Here is a 16,604-nt window from a genome sequence, read left to right on the forward strand (position 1 = left end):
ACCGCTGGTCTAACCGTCCGGCGCAGGCTATACTGATTCAACAGTTTTTCAGAGTACCACGGAGACCGTCACGCGCATGTCAGAGACCCAGAACCAGCCCGAGATCCCAGGCGCAGATGGTGAAGATTACGGCGCGTCGTCCATTTCGGTACTCAAAGGGCTAGATGCCGTCCGCAAACGTCCGGGCATGTATATCGGCGATACGGATGATGGCTCGGGCCTGCATCACATGGTTTTCGAGATCATCGACAATGCCGTCGATGAAGCTCAGGCCGGACACGCGACATACTGCATTCTGACCCTAAACGGGGATGGTTCTGTTTCCGTCCGCGACAACGGTCGTGGCATCCCGACCGATCTGCATCCCGAAGAGGGCATCAGCGCGGCTGAGGTCGTTCTGACCAAACTGCATGCGGGCGGCAAATTCAACCAGAATTCCTATAAGGTTTCGGGCGGTCTGCACGGCGTCGGTGCGGCCGTGGTGAACGCGCTGTCCGAATGGATGGAAGTGCTCATCTGGCGCAATGGTCTGGAGCACAAGATCCGCTTCCAGCATGGCGAACGTGACGAGGCCCTGCACGTCATCGGTCCGTCCACGGAAGACCGCGGCACTCTGGTCACGTTCAAGCCCAGCAAGCAGACCTTTACGAAGGTCGATTTCGAGCTGTCCATTCTTGAGCGCCGCGTCCGTGAACTGGCATTCCTGAATTCCGGCATGCTGATCGTCCTGCGTGATGAGCGTCATGCGGAGCCGAAAGAACTGCGTTTCCACTATGAAGGCGGTCTGAGCGCTTTCGCGGAATGGCTTGATTCTTCAAAAACTTCCATCGTCACACCACCGATCGTGGGCGAGATCGACAATCCGGAAAGCGGCATTCGCGTCGAATTCGCGCTTACCTGGAACGACAGCTATCACGAGACGATGCTGTGCTTTACGAACAACATCCCCCAGCGCGATGGTGGCACGCATCTGGCGGGTTTCCGTCAGGCTCTGACTCGCGTTGTGGGTAAGTATGCCGAAGGTGTGGCCAAGCGTGAGGCGGGCTCGCTGACGGGCGAAGACATGCGTGAAGGCATGACGGCCGTGCTATCCGTTAAGGTGCCCGATCCGAAGTTCTCGTCCCAGACGAAGGACAAGCTGGTCTCGTCCGAAGTCCAGCCCGTCGTGCATGCCGCCGCATCAGATGCGATCTCCCACTGGTTCGAGACACATCCCAAAGAAGCCAAGGCGATCGTCGCCAAGATCATCGACGCTGCCAGCGCCCGTGAGGCTGCGCGCCGTGCGCGTGAGCTGACGCGCCGCAAGGGTGTGCTGGATGTGTCGTCGCTTCCGGGCAAGCTCGCGGACTGTCAGGAACGCGATGCGTCCAAGGCTGAAATCTTCATCGTTGAGGGTGACTCTGCAGGCGGCACGGCCAAGCAGGGCCGGGACCGTCGCTTCCAGGCCATCCTGCCGCTGCGTGGCAAGATCCTGAACGTAGAACGCGCGCGCTTTGACCGGATGCTGGGATCGGCGGAAATCGGCACGCTGATTACCGCTCTCGGCACTGGCATTGGCCGCGGCGAAGTCGATCAGGGTGGTTTTTCGGCGGAAAAGCTGCGCTACCACAAGATCGTCATTATGACAGATGCCGACGTGGACGGCTCCCATATCCGCACGTTGCTCCTGACGTTCTTCTTCCGCCAGATGCCGGAACTGATCGAGCAGGGCTATCTCTACATTGCCCAGCCGCCGCTCTATCGCGCCAAGCGTGGACAGGAAGAGCGTTATCTCAAGGATGATGCCGCTCTCGAGCAGTACCTGCTGGACAAGGCGCTGGCGAATGCAACCCTCCGCTTTGCTGATGGTCGGGAACTGACAGGCGAGGCTCTGGCAGAAGAAATTACCTTCATGTCAGCGGCCGCCCGTCGCCTTCAGAGCATTGCCTCCAAAGTGCCGGTCTGGGTCATGGAGCAGGCTGCTATTTCTGGGGTTCTAGACAGCAATATCGCTGTTGCAACCTCACGAATGGCGGAATTTCAGCAGCGGCTTGATGGCGCCTCCCTTGTCAACGAGCGTGGCTGGAAGGTCTCCATTTCGGAAACCGGTCTGGAATGTGCGCGCTCTGTCCGGGGCGTGGGTGAAGTCTACCGCATTGAGCCTTCGCTCCTGCGCTCCGTGGAGGCACGCTGGCTGGTTTCAGAATGGGAGCGTCTGGCCCGTGATTTTGCAAAACCCGTCACCCTGACACTCGATCCGACGTCCTACGAACTGTTCGGCCCCGCAGCCATCATGGAGCGCATTCTGCTTCAGGGACGCCGCGGACTGACCATCAACCGCTTCAAGGGGCTGGGCGAGATGAATGACGAGCAGCTTTGGCATACGACGCTCGATCCTTCGACCCGGACCCTGTTGCAGGTCAAGATCGGGGATGTCGAAGATGCCGGTCAGGTGTTCTCGACGCTGATGGGTGACGTTGTGGAACCGCGCAGGGACTTCATTGTCGGAAATGCTCTGAAGGTCGCCAATCTTGACGTTTAAGGCTTTTGCAGCCGCAGCCAGCCTCGTTTTAACGGCGGGGCTGATCTGTGGTTCGGCCAGAGCTGAGCCCCAGATCAACGCGGCCTATGCTGTCTATATCAAGGGCTTTCACGTCCTGAACGCCAGAACGTCCTACCAGCTTCAGCCCTGGGGATATGGTGGCAGTACCCAAATCAAGCCCGCAGGCCTGATCAGCTGGTTCGTAACGATGGACGTGACGTCGCATGTTCAGGGGCAGTTCACCCCGGACGGCAATGTGCAGCCGGTGCTGTTTGACAGCGGCGGCGTTTCGCGCGGCAAAAATAGACATGTTCTACTGGAGTTTTCGAACGATACCCCGAAGGTTGTGGATCTCCAGCCGCCGGAAACCGATCGCGAACCCATTCCAGCAGATTTGCTGCCCCATACGGTCGATACGCTGAGTGGGATGGCGCATCTGCTGCATTCCCTTGCGACGACGGGAAAATGTGACGGATCTCAGGTCATTTTCGACGGACTTCGGCTGACACAGATGGTGGTACATGGCCCTGTCATGGTGGATATACCCCAAGGTCAGGATGAAGCCTATTCGGGGCAGGCCATGCGATGCGATTTCATTGGCCGCCAGATCGCAGGGTTCATCAAGGACTCTCCGAACCGGGCCAAACTGGCCGCCCCACAACCCGGCGCAGTATGGTTTTTAAAGATCAGTGGTCTGGGGCTTGTTCCCGTGCGGATCGAGTTCAATCATCCCAAACTCGGTCATGTCATGGTCGTCATGCAGCATGCCGTGGCTCCGTGAGCGAGCACTCGAACGAATTGCAATAATCGGCAATTCGAAGTGATGACACAGTCTGCGGGCTTCGTTTGACGCGGACCCGTGGTTTGGATACCCCGGGCAGGACATGACCGACACAACCCATCGCACCACTGCCATCATTCTCGCTGCGGGCCTCGGCACACGCATGAAATCCCGCCTACCAAAGGCGCTGCATCGTCTGGGCAACCAGCCCATGATCAATCACCTCATCACAACTGCCCGGCAGGTCTTCGATGATGTGGTCGTCGTCACGGGACCGGATATGCCGGAACTCGAAGAGGCTGTCCGTCCGTTCAGAACCGTCACGCAGGTCGAACGGCTCGGCACGGCGCACGCAGCCAATGCAGCGCGGGACCTGTTCGGGGATGGGGATATTGCTGTTCTTTATGCTGATAATCCGCTGATTACCGCCGAGACCATGGAACGCCTGCTTGCGGCCCGTAGAGAGGGTGCCAGTCTGGCGCTTCTGGGAATGCGTCCAGCCGTTCCGGGACGTTATGGCAGGATTGTCGAAGACCACGGCAAGGTCGTGAAAATCGTCGAGTTCAAGGACGCGACTGAAGACGAACGCAGCATCACCCTTTGCAATGCTGGTGTCATGTGTGCCGGAGCAGAGGATTTCCGGAACTGGCTGGAGAACGTTCGTAACGACAATGCTCAGGGCGAATATTACCTGACGGATGTCGTTGAAATGGCCGCTAAAGCCGGTTCAGTTGTTTGTGTGGAAGCGCCTGAAGACGAACTGGCTGGCGTCAATTCCCGCTCTGAACTCGCACGCGCCGAGGCAACCCTCCAGACGCGCCTGCGAAATGCTGCGATGGATGCTGGAGTGACATTGGTTGCGCCGGATACCGTCTTCTTCAGCACGGACACTGTTCTGGAATCTGACGTGACGGTCGAGCCGAACGTCTTTTTCGGGCCGGGTGTGACTGTTCGCTCAGGCGCGCTTATTCGTGCCTTTTCTCATCTTGAGGGGTGCACGGTTGGTGAAGCTGCGCTGATCGGTCCTTACGCCCGGCTGCGTCCCGGAACGGTCTGTGCCGCTCAAACACATGTAGGCAATTTCGTCGAGCTCAAGAACGTGGAACTGGGCGAGGGCGCAAAGGCCAACCATCTGACCTATCTGGGCGATGCTTCGGTCGGACGCGGCACCAATGTCGGGGCGGGGACAATCACCTGCAATTATGATGGCGTTTTCAAACATCGAACCATCATCGGGGAACGGGTTTTCGTCGGCTCGGACGCCATTCTCGTGGCTCCCGTAACCATCGGTGACGATGCACTCGTGGGCGCGGGCAGTGTGATTACGGATGATGTGCCTGCCGGTGACCTGGCTCTGGGCCGGACGCGCCAAACACTGAAAGCCGGACGCGGCCTTCATATCAAACAGTCTCTTAAAGCTCGGAAGGAACAGGGCTGATGTGCGGTATCTGCGGTATTGTCGGACACAAGCCTGCCAGCCCGATCGCCTTCGAGGCGCTGCGACGCCTGGAGTATCGCGGATATGATTCTGCCGGGATCGCGACCCTGACAGCGTCCGGCGATATCGAACGTCGTCGCGCTGCGGGTAAGCTCGATAATCTGGAGCGCGTTCTCAAAGAGCATCCGCTGCACGGCACCACGGCCATCGGTCATACCCGTTGGGCAACGCATGGCGCTCCCACCGAAAACAACGCCCACCCCCATGAAGCCGGGCGTGTGGCAATCGTTCATAACGGCATTATCGAGAACTTCGCAGCCCTTAAGGAAGAACTAGAAGCGAAAGGGCGTGTGTTTCGGACCGAAACGGATTCCGAAACCGTCGCCCATCTGGTCGATGACTATCTGGAGCAGGGACTGCCGCCCCGGGAAGCCGCGTTTGAGGCTATCAAGCAACTGGAAGGGGCCTATGCCATCGCCATGATCTTCAAGGATCATGAAGGCCTGCTGATTGGCGCCCGCCACGGGGCACCGCTGGCTGTCGGCTACGGTGACGGCGAGATGTTTCTGGGCTCAGACAGCATTGCACTGGCGCCCATGGCCCGGAAAATGACCTATCTCGAAGACGGGGACTGGTGCGAACTCACAACCGATAGCGTCAGAATTTTCGACATGACGGGCTCTGAAGTCAGCCGTCCGGTTCAGGACCTCACCTTCATGGCAGGGCAGGTCGGCAAGGATGGTTACCGGCACTACATGGAGAAGGAACTCCATGAACATCCGGTCGCCATCGGGCAGACGCTGAAACGGATTACGGACCCGGCCTCCAAGCGCATTACGCTGCCGCCGATGCCGTTCGATCCGGCGCAGGTTCCGCGCATCACCATCACGGCCTGCGGTTCCGCCTATTATGCCGGGATGGTCGGCCGATACTGGCTGGAATCCCTTGCGCTCATTCCGGTGGAAATCGATGTTGCGTCCGAAATGCGCTACCGCGAACCGCCCCAGCCGGACAAAGGCGTGGCGCTGCTGATTTCACAGTCCGGCGAGACCGCCGATACGCTGGGTGTTCTGCGCAGCCTCAAAAAAGCCGGTCAGAGCATTGTCTCGGTTCTGAATGTCGAACACTCTACAATCGGGCGGGAGAGCGATCTCGTTCTAGGCATGGATGCAGGGCCGGAAATTTCCGTTGCTTCGACCAAGGCCTTCACCGCGCAGCTTTCCGTTCTGGCAGCACTGGCGATCGAATTCGCCCGTGCGCGTGGGACGATGGATCAGGCCCGCGAAGAACGTCTGACGGCGAGCCTGCTGGATCTGCCGTCGCGGGCAGCAGAAGTTTTTACCCGCACCAAGGACATTCAGGCTATGGCCGCTCTCGTGGCGCAGGCGCGTGATGTCCTGTATCTGGGACGTGGGATTTGTACGCCGATTGCCTTTGAAGGCGCCTTAAAATTAAAAGAAATCAGTTACATCCATGCCGAAGCTTACGCTGCGGGTGAACTGAAACACGGTCCGATCAGCCTGATCGACCAGACCGTTCCAGTCGTCGCAATTGCCCCATCCACAATCCTGTTCGACAAAACGCTGTCCAACCTTCAGGAAGCGAAAGCACGGGGTGGGCGCATTCTTGTCTTCACCGATGCGGCAGGTGCCAAGCGCCTTGAGGGCGTGGCGGAACAGATCGTCATCATGCCCGATGTGGACGCTTTCGTCGCACCGATCCTGTACGCCATTCCCGTTCAGATGCTGGCCTATGAAGTCGCTCTTTTGAAAGGCACGGATGTGGATCAGCCGCGCAATCTTGCGAAATCCGTAACGGTCGAGTGAAGAATTTTCCTATTCGGAGAGCTTATTTTTCATTCATTATAACGGTATGGACCATGAAACACTAAAAGGGACGTAAAGATGGGTGGAGACGCAATATCCGGAACGCCAGCCGGAAATTCAGGCCTTTCCCCCAGCGCCCCCGAAATCGTCCTGCGTGAAGCTTTCGTCAGAAGGCTGAACGAGCAGGGCTTTGAAGGCGATATCGACCTGCGAGTTTCCTCGCGGCTCATTTCTTCCACCGATAACAGCATTTATCAGCGTCTCCCGGCTGCGGTCATTCACCCGCGCACCGGCGAAGACCTCAACCGGGCCGTGAAAGCAGCTTCTGAAGGCGATCTGACGCTCGCAATCCGGGGCGGCGGCACTGGCACCAACGGCCAGTCCCTGACCGATGGCGTCGTGGTTGACGTCTCACGCCATCTGGACCGGATCCTCGATTTCGATGCCGCAGCAGGGACGGTCACCGTTGAACCGGGCGTTATTCTGGCGCGGCTCAACGCCTTTCTGAAACCCCATGGTTTTTTCTTTCCGCCAACCGTCTCAACCGCCACCCGCGCCACGATCGGGGGGATGATTGCGACGGATGCTTCTGGCAAAGGCTCACGGATCTATGGCAGAACATCCGACTATATCGAGGCGATGGATGTCGTCCTCGCGGATGGAAGCGATCTTGCAGTTGGCCACCTGACTGCTGAAAAGCTGCAAGACGCAATGACCGGAACCGGGCTTGCCGCCCGGGCTTATCTCGAGGTCCACCGGGTTGTTACGGAACGTGCGGACGAAATCCGACGCGTTTTCCCGGACATGAATCGTGGTCTGACCGGATACAATCTGCAGAATATCCTGCTCGAAGACGGGAGCTTTCATCTCGCACGGCTTCTGGCGGGATCGGAAGGCACGCTTGCCCTGACCAAGAAGGTCGTTCTGCACGTCAGACGACTGCCGAAATACCGCCAGCTTATCGTCGTCCGCTATGCCAGCTTCAATGAGACCCTGCGAGACGTCCAGACCCTTTTGCCCGCCAATCCCGCCGCCGTTGAAGTGCTGGATGACCGTGTTCTCGCCAAGGCCCAGCAGGATGTGACATGGCATGCCCTTGAACGCGTTCTGGGCAATACGTCAGCTCTTCCGGTCAAGGGAATGAGCTTCGTCGAATTCGTGGGAGACGATCTGGAAGTCCTGAAAGAGCAGATGGCTCATGCTGTTGGGCTTCTTGAAAGCTCTCCGCACAAACCCATTGATTATAAAGCAGTTTCTGATCCGGAAATCATTGCGAACCTCTGGACCCTCCGGGAAAAATCTGTGGGTCTGCTCGGTCGTCCGGACGGTCACAAGCAGGGTGTTCCTTTCGTCGAGGATACAGCCGTTCCTCCCGAAGTTCTGCCCGAGTATGTCAGCGAGTTCCGCGACATTCTGGATGGATATGGCCTGTCTTATGGCATGTTTGGGCATGCAGACGTCGGCTGCCTGCATGTACGCCCGTTTCTGGACATGCTGACGGCTGAAGACCGGGCGCTGATCCGGCCAATTTCTGATGCCGTGGCTGAGTTGACGAAGCGTTATGGCGGTCTGCTCTGGGGGGAACACGGTCGGGGGTTCCGCGGGGAATTTTCGCCACTGTTTTTCGGCGAAACGCTTTTCGAGGAACTTTGCCGCATCAAGGATGTCTTTGATCCCAAAGATATTTTTAATCGCGGCAAGCTGGCCCCGGGTGGAGCAGGTTATCCCGTTGACCGGATTGATGGCATCCCCTTCAAGGGCGCGTTTGACGAGGAGATCACACCTTCGCTGCATGAATCTTACGGCCTGTCCGTAAGCTGCAACGGCAATGGTGCCTGTTTCAACCGCGAGCCGGACATGGCCATGTGTCCGTCTTACAAGATTACGAAAGACCGGTCGCAGTCTCCGAAAGGCCGCGCCCTGCTGCTGCGAAGCTGGGCAAGACTGCGCTCTTTAGCGGAAGATGCTCCAGATCGAGGGATGCTTCCTGCTCTGACAGAAGAGCTCAAGGCCTCGCTGGACACCTGCCTGTCGTGCAAAGCCTGCGCCACGCAATGTCCGATCCGCGTGGATATTCCGTCCATGCGTTCCAAATTTCTCTCAACCTATTTTCGTGAAAACCGCAGGCCGGTAAGGGATTATATCGTCTACTGGTTGGAACCGCTTCTGGCAGCAGGACGAACAACTCCCAAGCTCGCCAACTTCCTGATGCACAACCCCGCATCGCAAGCCGTTCTGTCCCGTCTGGGGCTGGTGGATCTTCCGCATCTGCGACCAGCGCGACTAAAGGAGGGTAGTCAAGTCAGCCGGTCGTGGCTGCAACGCAACCGGAGCAATCCGCGCGCTGTCATCGTGATGCAGGATTCCTTCACCGGCAGCTTTGATGGGGGGCTTGTTGAGAAGGTTCATGCGCTCCTGACGCAGCTCGGGTTCGATGCGAAACTCACGCCTGTCTGGCACAATGGCAAAGCACGTCATGTTCTGGGGTTTCGCCAAGGCTTTGGCGTAACCGCACGCGCGACCCTGAAGAAATTGAGGGCACTGGCCGAGTTCGATATTCCTGTCGTTTCGCTGGATGCAGCAACCGGTCTCATGTTCACACAGGAATACCGGGAAGTAGCGGGAAACAGCCCGATACCGGCAGTTCTTCCGCTGGAGGTTTTTCTACGGCAACAGATCGGGCAGGGAACCTTGCAACCACTTCCGTCCAGTCGTGACAAGCCTCGTATGACCGTGATTTCGCATTGCACGGAACAGGCCGCCCGTCCCGAAAGTGCCGGAGACTGGGCTTTTGTCCTTCAGCATTATGGTGTGCCGGTGGAGGCTGGGAAAGCAGGCTGTTGTGGCATGGCCGGGCTGTTCGGGCATCAGAGGGAACATGCCGGAATGTCACGGGATATGTTTGAACAGAACTGGGCCAGGAAAGTTGAGGCACCGGTTCTCGCGACGGGGTTTTCGTGCCGCTGTCAGACCGAGCGCATGGCCGGGCTCCGTCCGTCCCATCCTGCAGAAACGCTGATTTCCATTTTGCAGGAACGCTTGTGAAAACAGGGCGTTGATAACGACATCGCACCTCTGGACGCGTAGGGTCCGAACTGTAACAGTGTTGCCCGATCTCAAAAGGCTCATCTTTGCCAGCAGGCCCTGTGGAGTATGAACGTCATGTCTTCCCTTCCGTCCCAGATTTACGCCGTTGTTGACCAGCCCCGCTGGGTGGAACGGCTTGGCGGAGCCGGGCTGCGATTCATCGAGCTTTATCTCCGGGATCTGTCTGAAGAGGACGTTCGGGCACAAGCTTTGCTGGCTCAGGAACTTGCGGCACGTTTCAATGTGTCTCTCGCGTTGAACCGCTACTGGCAGACTGCCATCGAACTGGGTTATGAGTGGCTGCATCTTGGGCCGGAAGATCTGGAAACCGCTGATCTGGAGGCGATCCGGACCGCAGGTATCAGATTTGGTATCTCGACCCATACCCGTCAGGAACTGGAAACGGCTTTGGCCTGCAAGCCGGATTACATTTCCTTTGGTCCTGTCTGGTCCACGGAGCTTCGAGGCGTGAAGCTGACGGGCAGGGGTCTGGAACAATTGGCGGAATGGCGGGAGCTGTGCGGAGATGTGCCGCTGGTGGCCATCGGAGGCCTCACAGTACCTCGACTGGCAGAGTGCCTTGAAGCCGGAGCGGATACGGTGGCTGTGATGAGCGATTTCATCGGCCACTCAGACCCGGAAGGACAGGTCCGGCACTGGCTTGACGCCGTCTCCGAAGAATCCACCTCAACCTGAAACATACCACCTCGTCTGCGGACGATCTGATGAAAGAGCCGAGACAACGATGATGGTGACAGGACTGGCAGCCGTACTCCTAGCGCTTGCGTTCCTGCTCACGCTTGTCAGCATCATTCAGCCTCTCGCAAAGCGTCTTGAAATTTCAGAAGCTGTGCTGCTGGCTCTGACGGGGATCGGGCTGGGGCTGGTTGCGTCACTGATCGTGCGATCCTCTGCGACCGATCTTCTGGACGGCGCGGCGGAAGCGTTGATCTATTTTCCAGTCAACAGCGAAGCCTTCCTGCTGATTTTCCTGCCCATTCTGGTTTTCCAGGGTGCAATGGCCATTGATGTGCGCCGTCTGGCCCATGAGACGGCGACGGTCCTTCTTCTGGCGGTCGTGGCGGTGATTGTGTCCACGGCTACGATCGGCTTTGCGCTCTATCCTTTTGCCAAACAGAGCCTTGTTGTCTGCCTACTTCTGGGATCGATCGTAGCGACGACCGATCCGTCCGCCGTGGCTGGAATTTTCCGTGAAATTGGTGCTGCATCCCGCCTGACACGCCTCGTTGAAGGAGAAGCGCTCCTGAACGATGCTGCGGCCATTTCGATCTTCTCGATCCTGCTTGCCGCTGTCACCTCCCATCACCAGATTCATCCGACAGAAGCCCTGATGGACTTTATGACGGCCTTTATCGGAGCCATCGTGGTCGGGGTCTGTCTGGCGCGCCTGACATTGCTGTTGATTGCAGGACTTGGCGGGTCGGCGGCTTCGGAAGTCACACTGACGCTGGCGCTTCCTTATGCCGTTTATATCCTGTGCGATGAAATGCTCGGCTTCTCGGGAGTTGTGGCAACAGCCGCCGCAGGCTTGACCGTTTCCGCTTACGGGCCGTCCACCTTCCGCCCGCAAGTTTGGCGTTTTCTGAACGAGATGTGGGAACAGCTCGTTTTCTGGGCCGGTTCGCTCGTCTTCCTTCTGGCGGCCATGCTGGTTCCACGCCTGCTGATCGGCATGACGAAATGGGATTTCGTGCTGATCCTGATTGCGAGTGTGGCTGGTCTGATCGCGCGCTCTGCCGTGATTTTCGGCATGCTGCCTCTTTTGGCCATTACAAAACTGTCGCCACCCGTTCCAAATCCTTTCAAGGCCACGATGGCCTGGGGTGGTATTCGCGGCGCCATCACACTTGCCCTGGCCCTTGCCGTGACGGAGAACCAGAGCGTTTCCAGCCCTGTGGCCCATTTCGTCGGTATCATCGCCACGGGCTTTGTTCTCATCACGCTTCTGATCAACGGCACGACGCTGCGGGCCTTGGTTCTGTTCTTCAAACTGGATCAGCTTTCCCCCATCGATCAGGCCATTCGCCAGCAAATCGTGGGGATTGGTCTGGGTGAAGTCGCGGAGCGGACGCGGGAACTGTCTGAAGAACTCGGCTTTAGTGAGCAGACACGCGCCGGTGTTATCAGCCGTCTTGAACGTCGCGCCGAAAAGGAGAGGGCGGCCAATAATTTTGAGTCTGCCCTAAGCGACCGTAACCGCGTCAATATCGCCCTAATTACCATCGCCAATCAGGAACGCTCCCTGCTGCTGGACCTGTTTCGGATTCAGGGGCTGTCTCGCCGTGTGATGGAAACATTGCTGAGAACGGCGGAATCCATGGCGGATGGCGCCAGACTGGAGGGGCGTTATGGCTATGTGCGCGCGCTCAAGCGACGTCTTCAGCCTTCATTGCGCTTTCGGATCGCGCAGGGACTTCATAGTCGTCTGCATATTGATGAGCCCCTGACGAACTGCATGATGGAGCGGTTCGAGATGCTCATCATCGCGCATCTCGTCTCGCTTTCGCTTCAGCGCTTCGTTCGCCAGCGCATGGAACCCACACTCGGTCCGCGTATCACGGAAATCGTGGCTGAAGTGCTCGGCCGTCAGCGCAAACTGCTAGATGATGCGCTTGAAACACTTCGCCTACATTATTCCGGCTATTCCGAAGCTCTGGAAAGCCGCATCCTGCGGCAGATCGCCCTGCGTCTCGAAGATGAAGAATATGATGCTCTTGAAGCCGATAGTCTGATTTCCGAAGAGCTTCACCGCGAGTTGCATCGTGAGATCGAACGTCAGCGGGCACGACTTGATGCGCCGCTACGCTTTAATCTGAAAAGCGGCATCGAACAGCGGCTCCGGGCTTTTCCGGCATTCAATGGCGTTCCGGACAGTGTGCTGCAAAAGCTGTCCTCCAAGGTTTCGATGCACTTCGTCTCACCGGGGGAAATGCTGTTCAAACGGGGCCAGCGCGTTCGTGTGGTCTACGCTCAGGTCGCGGGGCTGGCTGAAGTCAATCTGGCCGAGCAGGAGATCCTGTTCGGTAGTGGAGATCTGATCGGAGCGGCCTCCGTTATCCGCAACGAGGCCATGCCCGGCACCGTCCGTTCCCTTCAGTTCAGCCATCTTCTGGCCATTCCGCGACCGGTTTTCGAAAAGCTGATCCGGGATTACCCCATTGTTCAGCGCCTTATTATCCAGCGCAGCAAGAAGAGAGCAGACGGACTTCTGATGCCTGTCACAGTCCGCACGCTGGACGGAGACGCGATCTCAACGACCTCCGCCGCAGAGATGCGCCATCTGGTTTCGCCGCCTTAAAGAGCCGGGGGTAGGGTCTCTTTTTCGGGAGCCAGCAGATCGCGGAACCGGAGCGCGCAGAACCCAAGAATGACCGCCGCTAGCAGAGCGGCTCCAGAGTGCAGCAGCCAGAACGAGACGTCGGAAATACGACCCAGAAGTGTTGCGAGCTTTCCAATCAGAAGATTGGAGAGAAACAGATGCAGCGAAAAGCAGGCCACGAGAATGGTGTTGACGCTCACGGGAGCAGCCCGGGAGAAAAGGGCCATTCCGATCGCATAGCTCATCGAAAAGCCGATATCATTAACGATGTGAAAAGCCAGCCCCCAGAGCAGGCTGACTTGATGTAGGCCCGGGCTGATCCATGATCCCAAAGCCAGCAGCAGGGGACCGAATGCCCCGATAAAAGTACCCAGTGCGACTTTCGTAATCTCGGAAAGATCCTGCCGCCGCCGGGAATAGGCTTTCCAGAACCACAGAACAGCCACAGCACATAGGGTACTGATGAAGCCGTCCAGAGAGATCAGATCGCTCACCGGCATTTCGTGCCCCAGAAGACGAAGCTGGAAGTGCTCGCGTCCCCAGAGCAGATAACCGTCAAAAATTTCGGAGTTCGGGACAGCTCCAACTGCCATAACCGGCACAAGCGCCAGAAGCAGCCAGACTGTCTTTTTTTCCTGTGACGTCAGGGCAGGGCGTGTGCGTTTTGAAATGCTCGCATCATGAGGCGTCAGATGGACGGTGAGGTCAGAGGCAGGAAGCCAACGACGGCCAAAAAGATAGACGACGAGCCCGATCAGCATGCCAACGCCCGCGGCCAGAAAGCCCCAGTGCCATTCGATCTGCGCTAGGCTTGCACATAATATCGGCGACACGATGACGGCAACCTGAAGTCCCATCATATAAATCTGATAGGCGTCCGAACGTCTCCGGTCATCCAGGGCATAAAGCGCGCCAACCTGCGCCCGCAATCCTCCCGCCATGCCAAGACCTGCAAGCAGAAAACCCAGAGCCAGCACAAAACTCCAGTCGAATGACAGCAGGAAATGGCCCACCGTCATCAGAACTGCTCCAAGAAGAATGGTGCGTGTCTGACCGAGGACACGGTCTGCAAGAAAGCCACCAAGGAGAGGGGTGGCATAGATCAGAGCCAGAAAAAGCCCCGTAATCGCTCCCGCCAGCGCCCTCGGTCCAACTGGCGCATATAAGGCCGAAACAAATGCTTCAAGCGGCGCCAGACCAAATACATGTCCGGAATGGTCGGGCTGAAGCAGATGATCCGTGAGATAAAGCGCAAGGATGGCCTGCATGCCATAAAGCGAAAATCCGACCCAGCCCTCCGTCAGTGTTAACACCCACAACCCGATGGGATGCCCCCAGAGTTCACGTTGTCTTGAGGGAGCAAACGGTTCGATGACGGGGGAAGCAGGAAGGATCTCGGTCATGCAGCCTCAGTGATGCAGGGGAGGAAGATCCTGCGTAACGGCAGAAACCCGCGGAGGTAAAGAGGAGAGATGCCTATGGCGAAATGCCATCATCTAGCTGAAGTGGCATTTTGCCATTAAATCTTCAGGCCAAAATTCCCATGGCAAATTGCCATTAATCATATTTGTGGCAATTTGCCATGGACATCAGATCAATACTAGGAACGCGATCTGCATCTCAAAAATCCGTTTCAAAGGCGCCGAAAATCTGGGGCAATGGGGTGATGATGGCATTTTGCCATAGAATAAATTCTGAAATTCGATGGGTTCAATGCGTTGGGCACAAGCTGAAAGATTTGAAATCCAGCATGAATCAGAGGCGGGATCTGCGACACACGAATGTCGTATAAGATATATTATGCCAACTTATATGTCTGGAAACTCTAAATTTCTGACTTTTTTGTGAGAACACGTCCTATTGTTGCGAAGAATGTCTTCTTTCGCGCTAGGAAAAGCGTTGTAGTCCATTTTACCGTTGAGCGCGCGTTGCGATCATCGGCATATCCGCGGGAGCGGCTGTTTATATGTCATCTATGTCCCTGTGCCGACTGAGTCTTCTGGGAAGCACATTCTGCGTTGCTGTACTCTCCGCCCTCCCGACCGTCGCACGGGCCGATGATTATACGGAACTGCTAGACATCCTTCGCGCCAAGGGCAGCCTGAGCCGTTCTGAATATAACGTGCTGCTGTCGCATCATCAGCATCATGCCCATCCATCGCTTCAGCGTGACGATGATGGATCGTCTCCGGCTCCCGCAAAACATCGCAACCGTTACATGCGCTATGGACCCCAGAACGAAGGCAGCAGCCTTGATGCTCCGCCGGACGTGACAACCATTGCCGCAGTCTCCGCAGCGCGCCGTGCCGCCATGGAAGCCTCGGCGAGCGCACAGGACGCGCGCAACTCTCTGATGGAAGCACGCAGGACGTATAATCCGGACAGCATCGTGCGCGTGAAGCCCTATGTCGCGGGCAAAGGCGTTACGATTCAAGCGGGCCAGATCGACATCAACATTTCCGGCTTCGTCAACGCGTACTATACCTATAACAGTCCGAGCGGCGGCCGCCCTGTCGCGGGCGGCGTTTCTACCGGCAGCAGCGGGTTCGATTCGTCGTCCGTCCGTAACGGCCTTCTGCCGGGTGGTCTGATCCTGAAGCTGAACACGGTACAGGAAGGCATCAAACTGGGCGCCGTGTTCGGCATGTATCCCGGCATCAATAACAACGACCCCAGCACTTTCAACGCCAATTCTGGTGGTAGCCCGGTGGGCCTTGGAACAGCCGGCCTCGATTTCCGTCAGGTTTTCATGACTGCGGGAACCGACGAACTCGGTACAGTCAAGTTGGGTCGTGATATTGCGCTGTTTGCGTCGGATGCCATCCTGAACGATGCCACGCTTCTCAGCGTCGGCAGCACCGGCAGCAATGCCAATCCGGCCAATACGTCTCTCGGCCGCATTGGCGTCGGTTACGTTTATACCGACTGGCTTCCGCAGATCACCTATATCTCACCGAAATGGAAAGGCTTTCAGGCTTCCGTCGGTGTCATGACACCGCTTGACGAATATAACTTCGCAGGCGGCGGCCTTTCCGCGACGACGACCCAGCACAGTTCGCCCATGCTTCAGGGCAAGGTCACCTATGACGGCAATATCGCTGGCTTTACGACACGCTTCTGGAGCAGCTTTCTCGTTCAGCACCAGCAGAACCTTACCAGCGCGACCCTTGGCAGCAACAGCCGCAAGGGCACGACGGTCGAGGCCGGAGACGTGGGCGTCAAAGTTTCACGCGGTCCGTTTGAAGGTGTTGCGTATTATTACTATGGCAGCGGCCTCGGCACGACGGGGCTCTTCTTCGACGGTGTTTCGGCGCAGGGGCGCAAGCGTGATTCGGAAGGCTACTACGTTCAGGCGGCCTACAAGATCCTACCGAAGCTCAAGGTTGTCGGCAGCTATGGTGTCAGCAATCTCTATCAGGCCCCCGGCGAAGACAATCCATCCATGGTCCGCCGCAACCAGTCTGAAGTCGGAGCAGTTTATTACAATCTGACGGACTGGTTCACGCTGGTGGGTGAATACGCCCACACGGAATCCGATGCCCATGGCACTGCACATGAGAGCGACCACACGATGTCGGCCGGTGCGATGATGACATTCTGATACCGCAGGA

The 16,604-nt window shown here is 57.5% G+C and carries 9 protein-coding genes; 8 read left to right on the top strand and 1 reads right to left on the bottom strand.

Annotation, left to right across the window (positions count from 1 at the left end; all coding sequences use genetic code 11):
* The first annotated feature begins 76 nt into the window (after positions 1-76).
* From gyrB to GKO01_RS06770, 7 genes are all read left to right on the top strand, one after another.
* Positions 77-2,521 (top strand): DNA topoisomerase (ATP-hydrolyzing) subunit B, encoded by a 2,445-nt coding sequence (gene gyrB, locus GKO01_RS06740; RefSeq protein WP_099286385.1) that lies wholly within the window; start codon positions 77-79, stop codon positions 2,519-2,521.
* Entirely contained in the window at positions 2,511-3,302 is a 792-nt protein-coding gene (locus GKO01_RS06745; RefSeq protein ID WP_244901364.1) for a DUF3108 domain-containing protein, read from the top strand. Before gyrB ends, GKO01_RS06745 begins: the two co-directional genes overlap by 11 nt.
* Before the next feature lie 103 nt (positions 3,303-3,405).
* Complete coding sequence (gene glmU / locus GKO01_RS06750) at positions 3,406-4,740, top strand: bifunctional UDP-N-acetylglucosamine diphosphorylase/glucosamine-1-phosphate N-acetyltransferase GlmU (protein ID WP_099286387.1); 1,335 nt, start codon at positions 3,406-3,408, stop codon at positions 4,738-4,740.
* Positions 4,740-6,566 (top strand): glutamine--fructose-6-phosphate transaminase (isomerizing), encoded by a 1,827-nt coding sequence (glmS, locus tag GKO01_RS06755; protein ID WP_099286388.1) that lies wholly within the window; start codon positions 4,740-4,742, stop codon positions 6,564-6,566. Before glmU ends, glmS begins: the two co-directional genes overlap by 1 nt.
* A gap of 78 nt (positions 6,567-6,644) precedes the next feature.
* Positions 6,645-9,611, top strand: coding sequence for an FAD-binding and (Fe-S)-binding domain-containing protein (locus GKO01_RS06760; protein ID WP_099286389.1), 2,967 nt, complete (start codon positions 6,645-6,647; stop codon positions 9,609-9,611).
* Between the two features lie 117 nt (positions 9,612-9,728).
* Positions 9,729-10,349: a thiamine phosphate synthase gene (locus GKO01_RS06765; RefSeq protein ID WP_099286552.1), complete on the top strand. Its 621-nt coding sequence runs from the start codon at positions 9,729-9,731 to the stop codon at positions 10,347-10,349.
* Between the two features lie 49 nt (positions 10,350-10,398).
* Positions 10,399-12,972 (top strand): cation:proton antiporter, encoded by a 2,574-nt coding sequence (locus GKO01_RS06770; protein ID WP_099286390.1) that lies wholly within the window; start codon positions 10,399-10,401, stop codon positions 12,970-12,972.
* Here GKO01_RS06770 and GKO01_RS06775 read toward each other — a convergent pair.
* Positions 12,969-14,396 (bottom strand): peptide MFS transporter, encoded by a 1,428-nt coding sequence (locus GKO01_RS06775; RefSeq protein WP_099286391.1) that lies wholly within the window; start codon positions 14,394-14,396, stop codon positions 12,969-12,971. The two genes, GKO01_RS06770 and GKO01_RS06775, sit on opposite strands and share 4 nt — an antisense overlap.
* 572 nt (positions 14,397-14,968) lie before the next feature.
* On the opposite strand from GKO01_RS06775, the gene GKO01_RS06780 reads away from it, so the two are divergent.
* Entirely contained in the window at positions 14,969-16,594 is a 1,626-nt protein-coding gene (locus tag GKO01_RS06780; protein ID WP_099286392.1) for a porin, read from the top strand.
* Positions 16,595-16,604 lie beyond the last annotated feature (10 nt).

The sequence above is a fragment of the Gluconobacter kondonii genome, from assembly GCF_002723995.1.
Lineage (GTDB): Bacteria > Pseudomonadota > Alphaproteobacteria > Acetobacterales > Acetobacteraceae > Gluconobacter > Gluconobacter kondonii.

Bases quoted from the DNA above. Each gene is read 5' to 3' on its own strand.
- gyrB (WP_099286385.1), top strand. From the start codon at position 77: ATGTCAGAGACCCAGAACCAGCCCGAGATCCCAGGCGCAGATGGTGAA.
- glmU (WP_099286387.1), top strand. From the start codon at position 3,406: ATGACCGACACAACCCATCGCACCACTGCCATCATTCTCGCTGCGGGC.
- glmS (WP_099286388.1), top strand. From the start codon at position 4,740: ATGTGCGGTATCTGCGGTATTGTCGGACACAAGCCTGCCAGCCCGATC.
- GKO01_RS06760 (WP_099286389.1), top strand. From the start codon at position 6,645: ATGGGTGGAGACGCAATATCCGGAACGCCAGCCGGAAATTCAGGCCTT.
- GKO01_RS06765 (WP_099286552.1), top strand. From the start codon at position 9,729: ATGTCTTCCCTTCCGTCCCAGATTTACGCCGTTGTTGACCAGCCCCGC.
- GKO01_RS06770 (WP_099286390.1), top strand. From the start codon at position 10,399: ATGATGGTGACAGGACTGGCAGCCGTACTCCTAGCGCTTGCGTTCCTG.
- GKO01_RS06775 (WP_099286391.1), bottom strand. From the start codon at position 14,396: ATGACCGAGATCCTTCCTGCTTCCCCCGTCATCGAACCGTTTGCTCCC.
- GKO01_RS06780 (WP_099286392.1), top strand. From the start codon at position 14,969: ATGTCCCTGTGCCGACTGAGTCTTCTGGGAAGCACATTCTGCGTTGCT.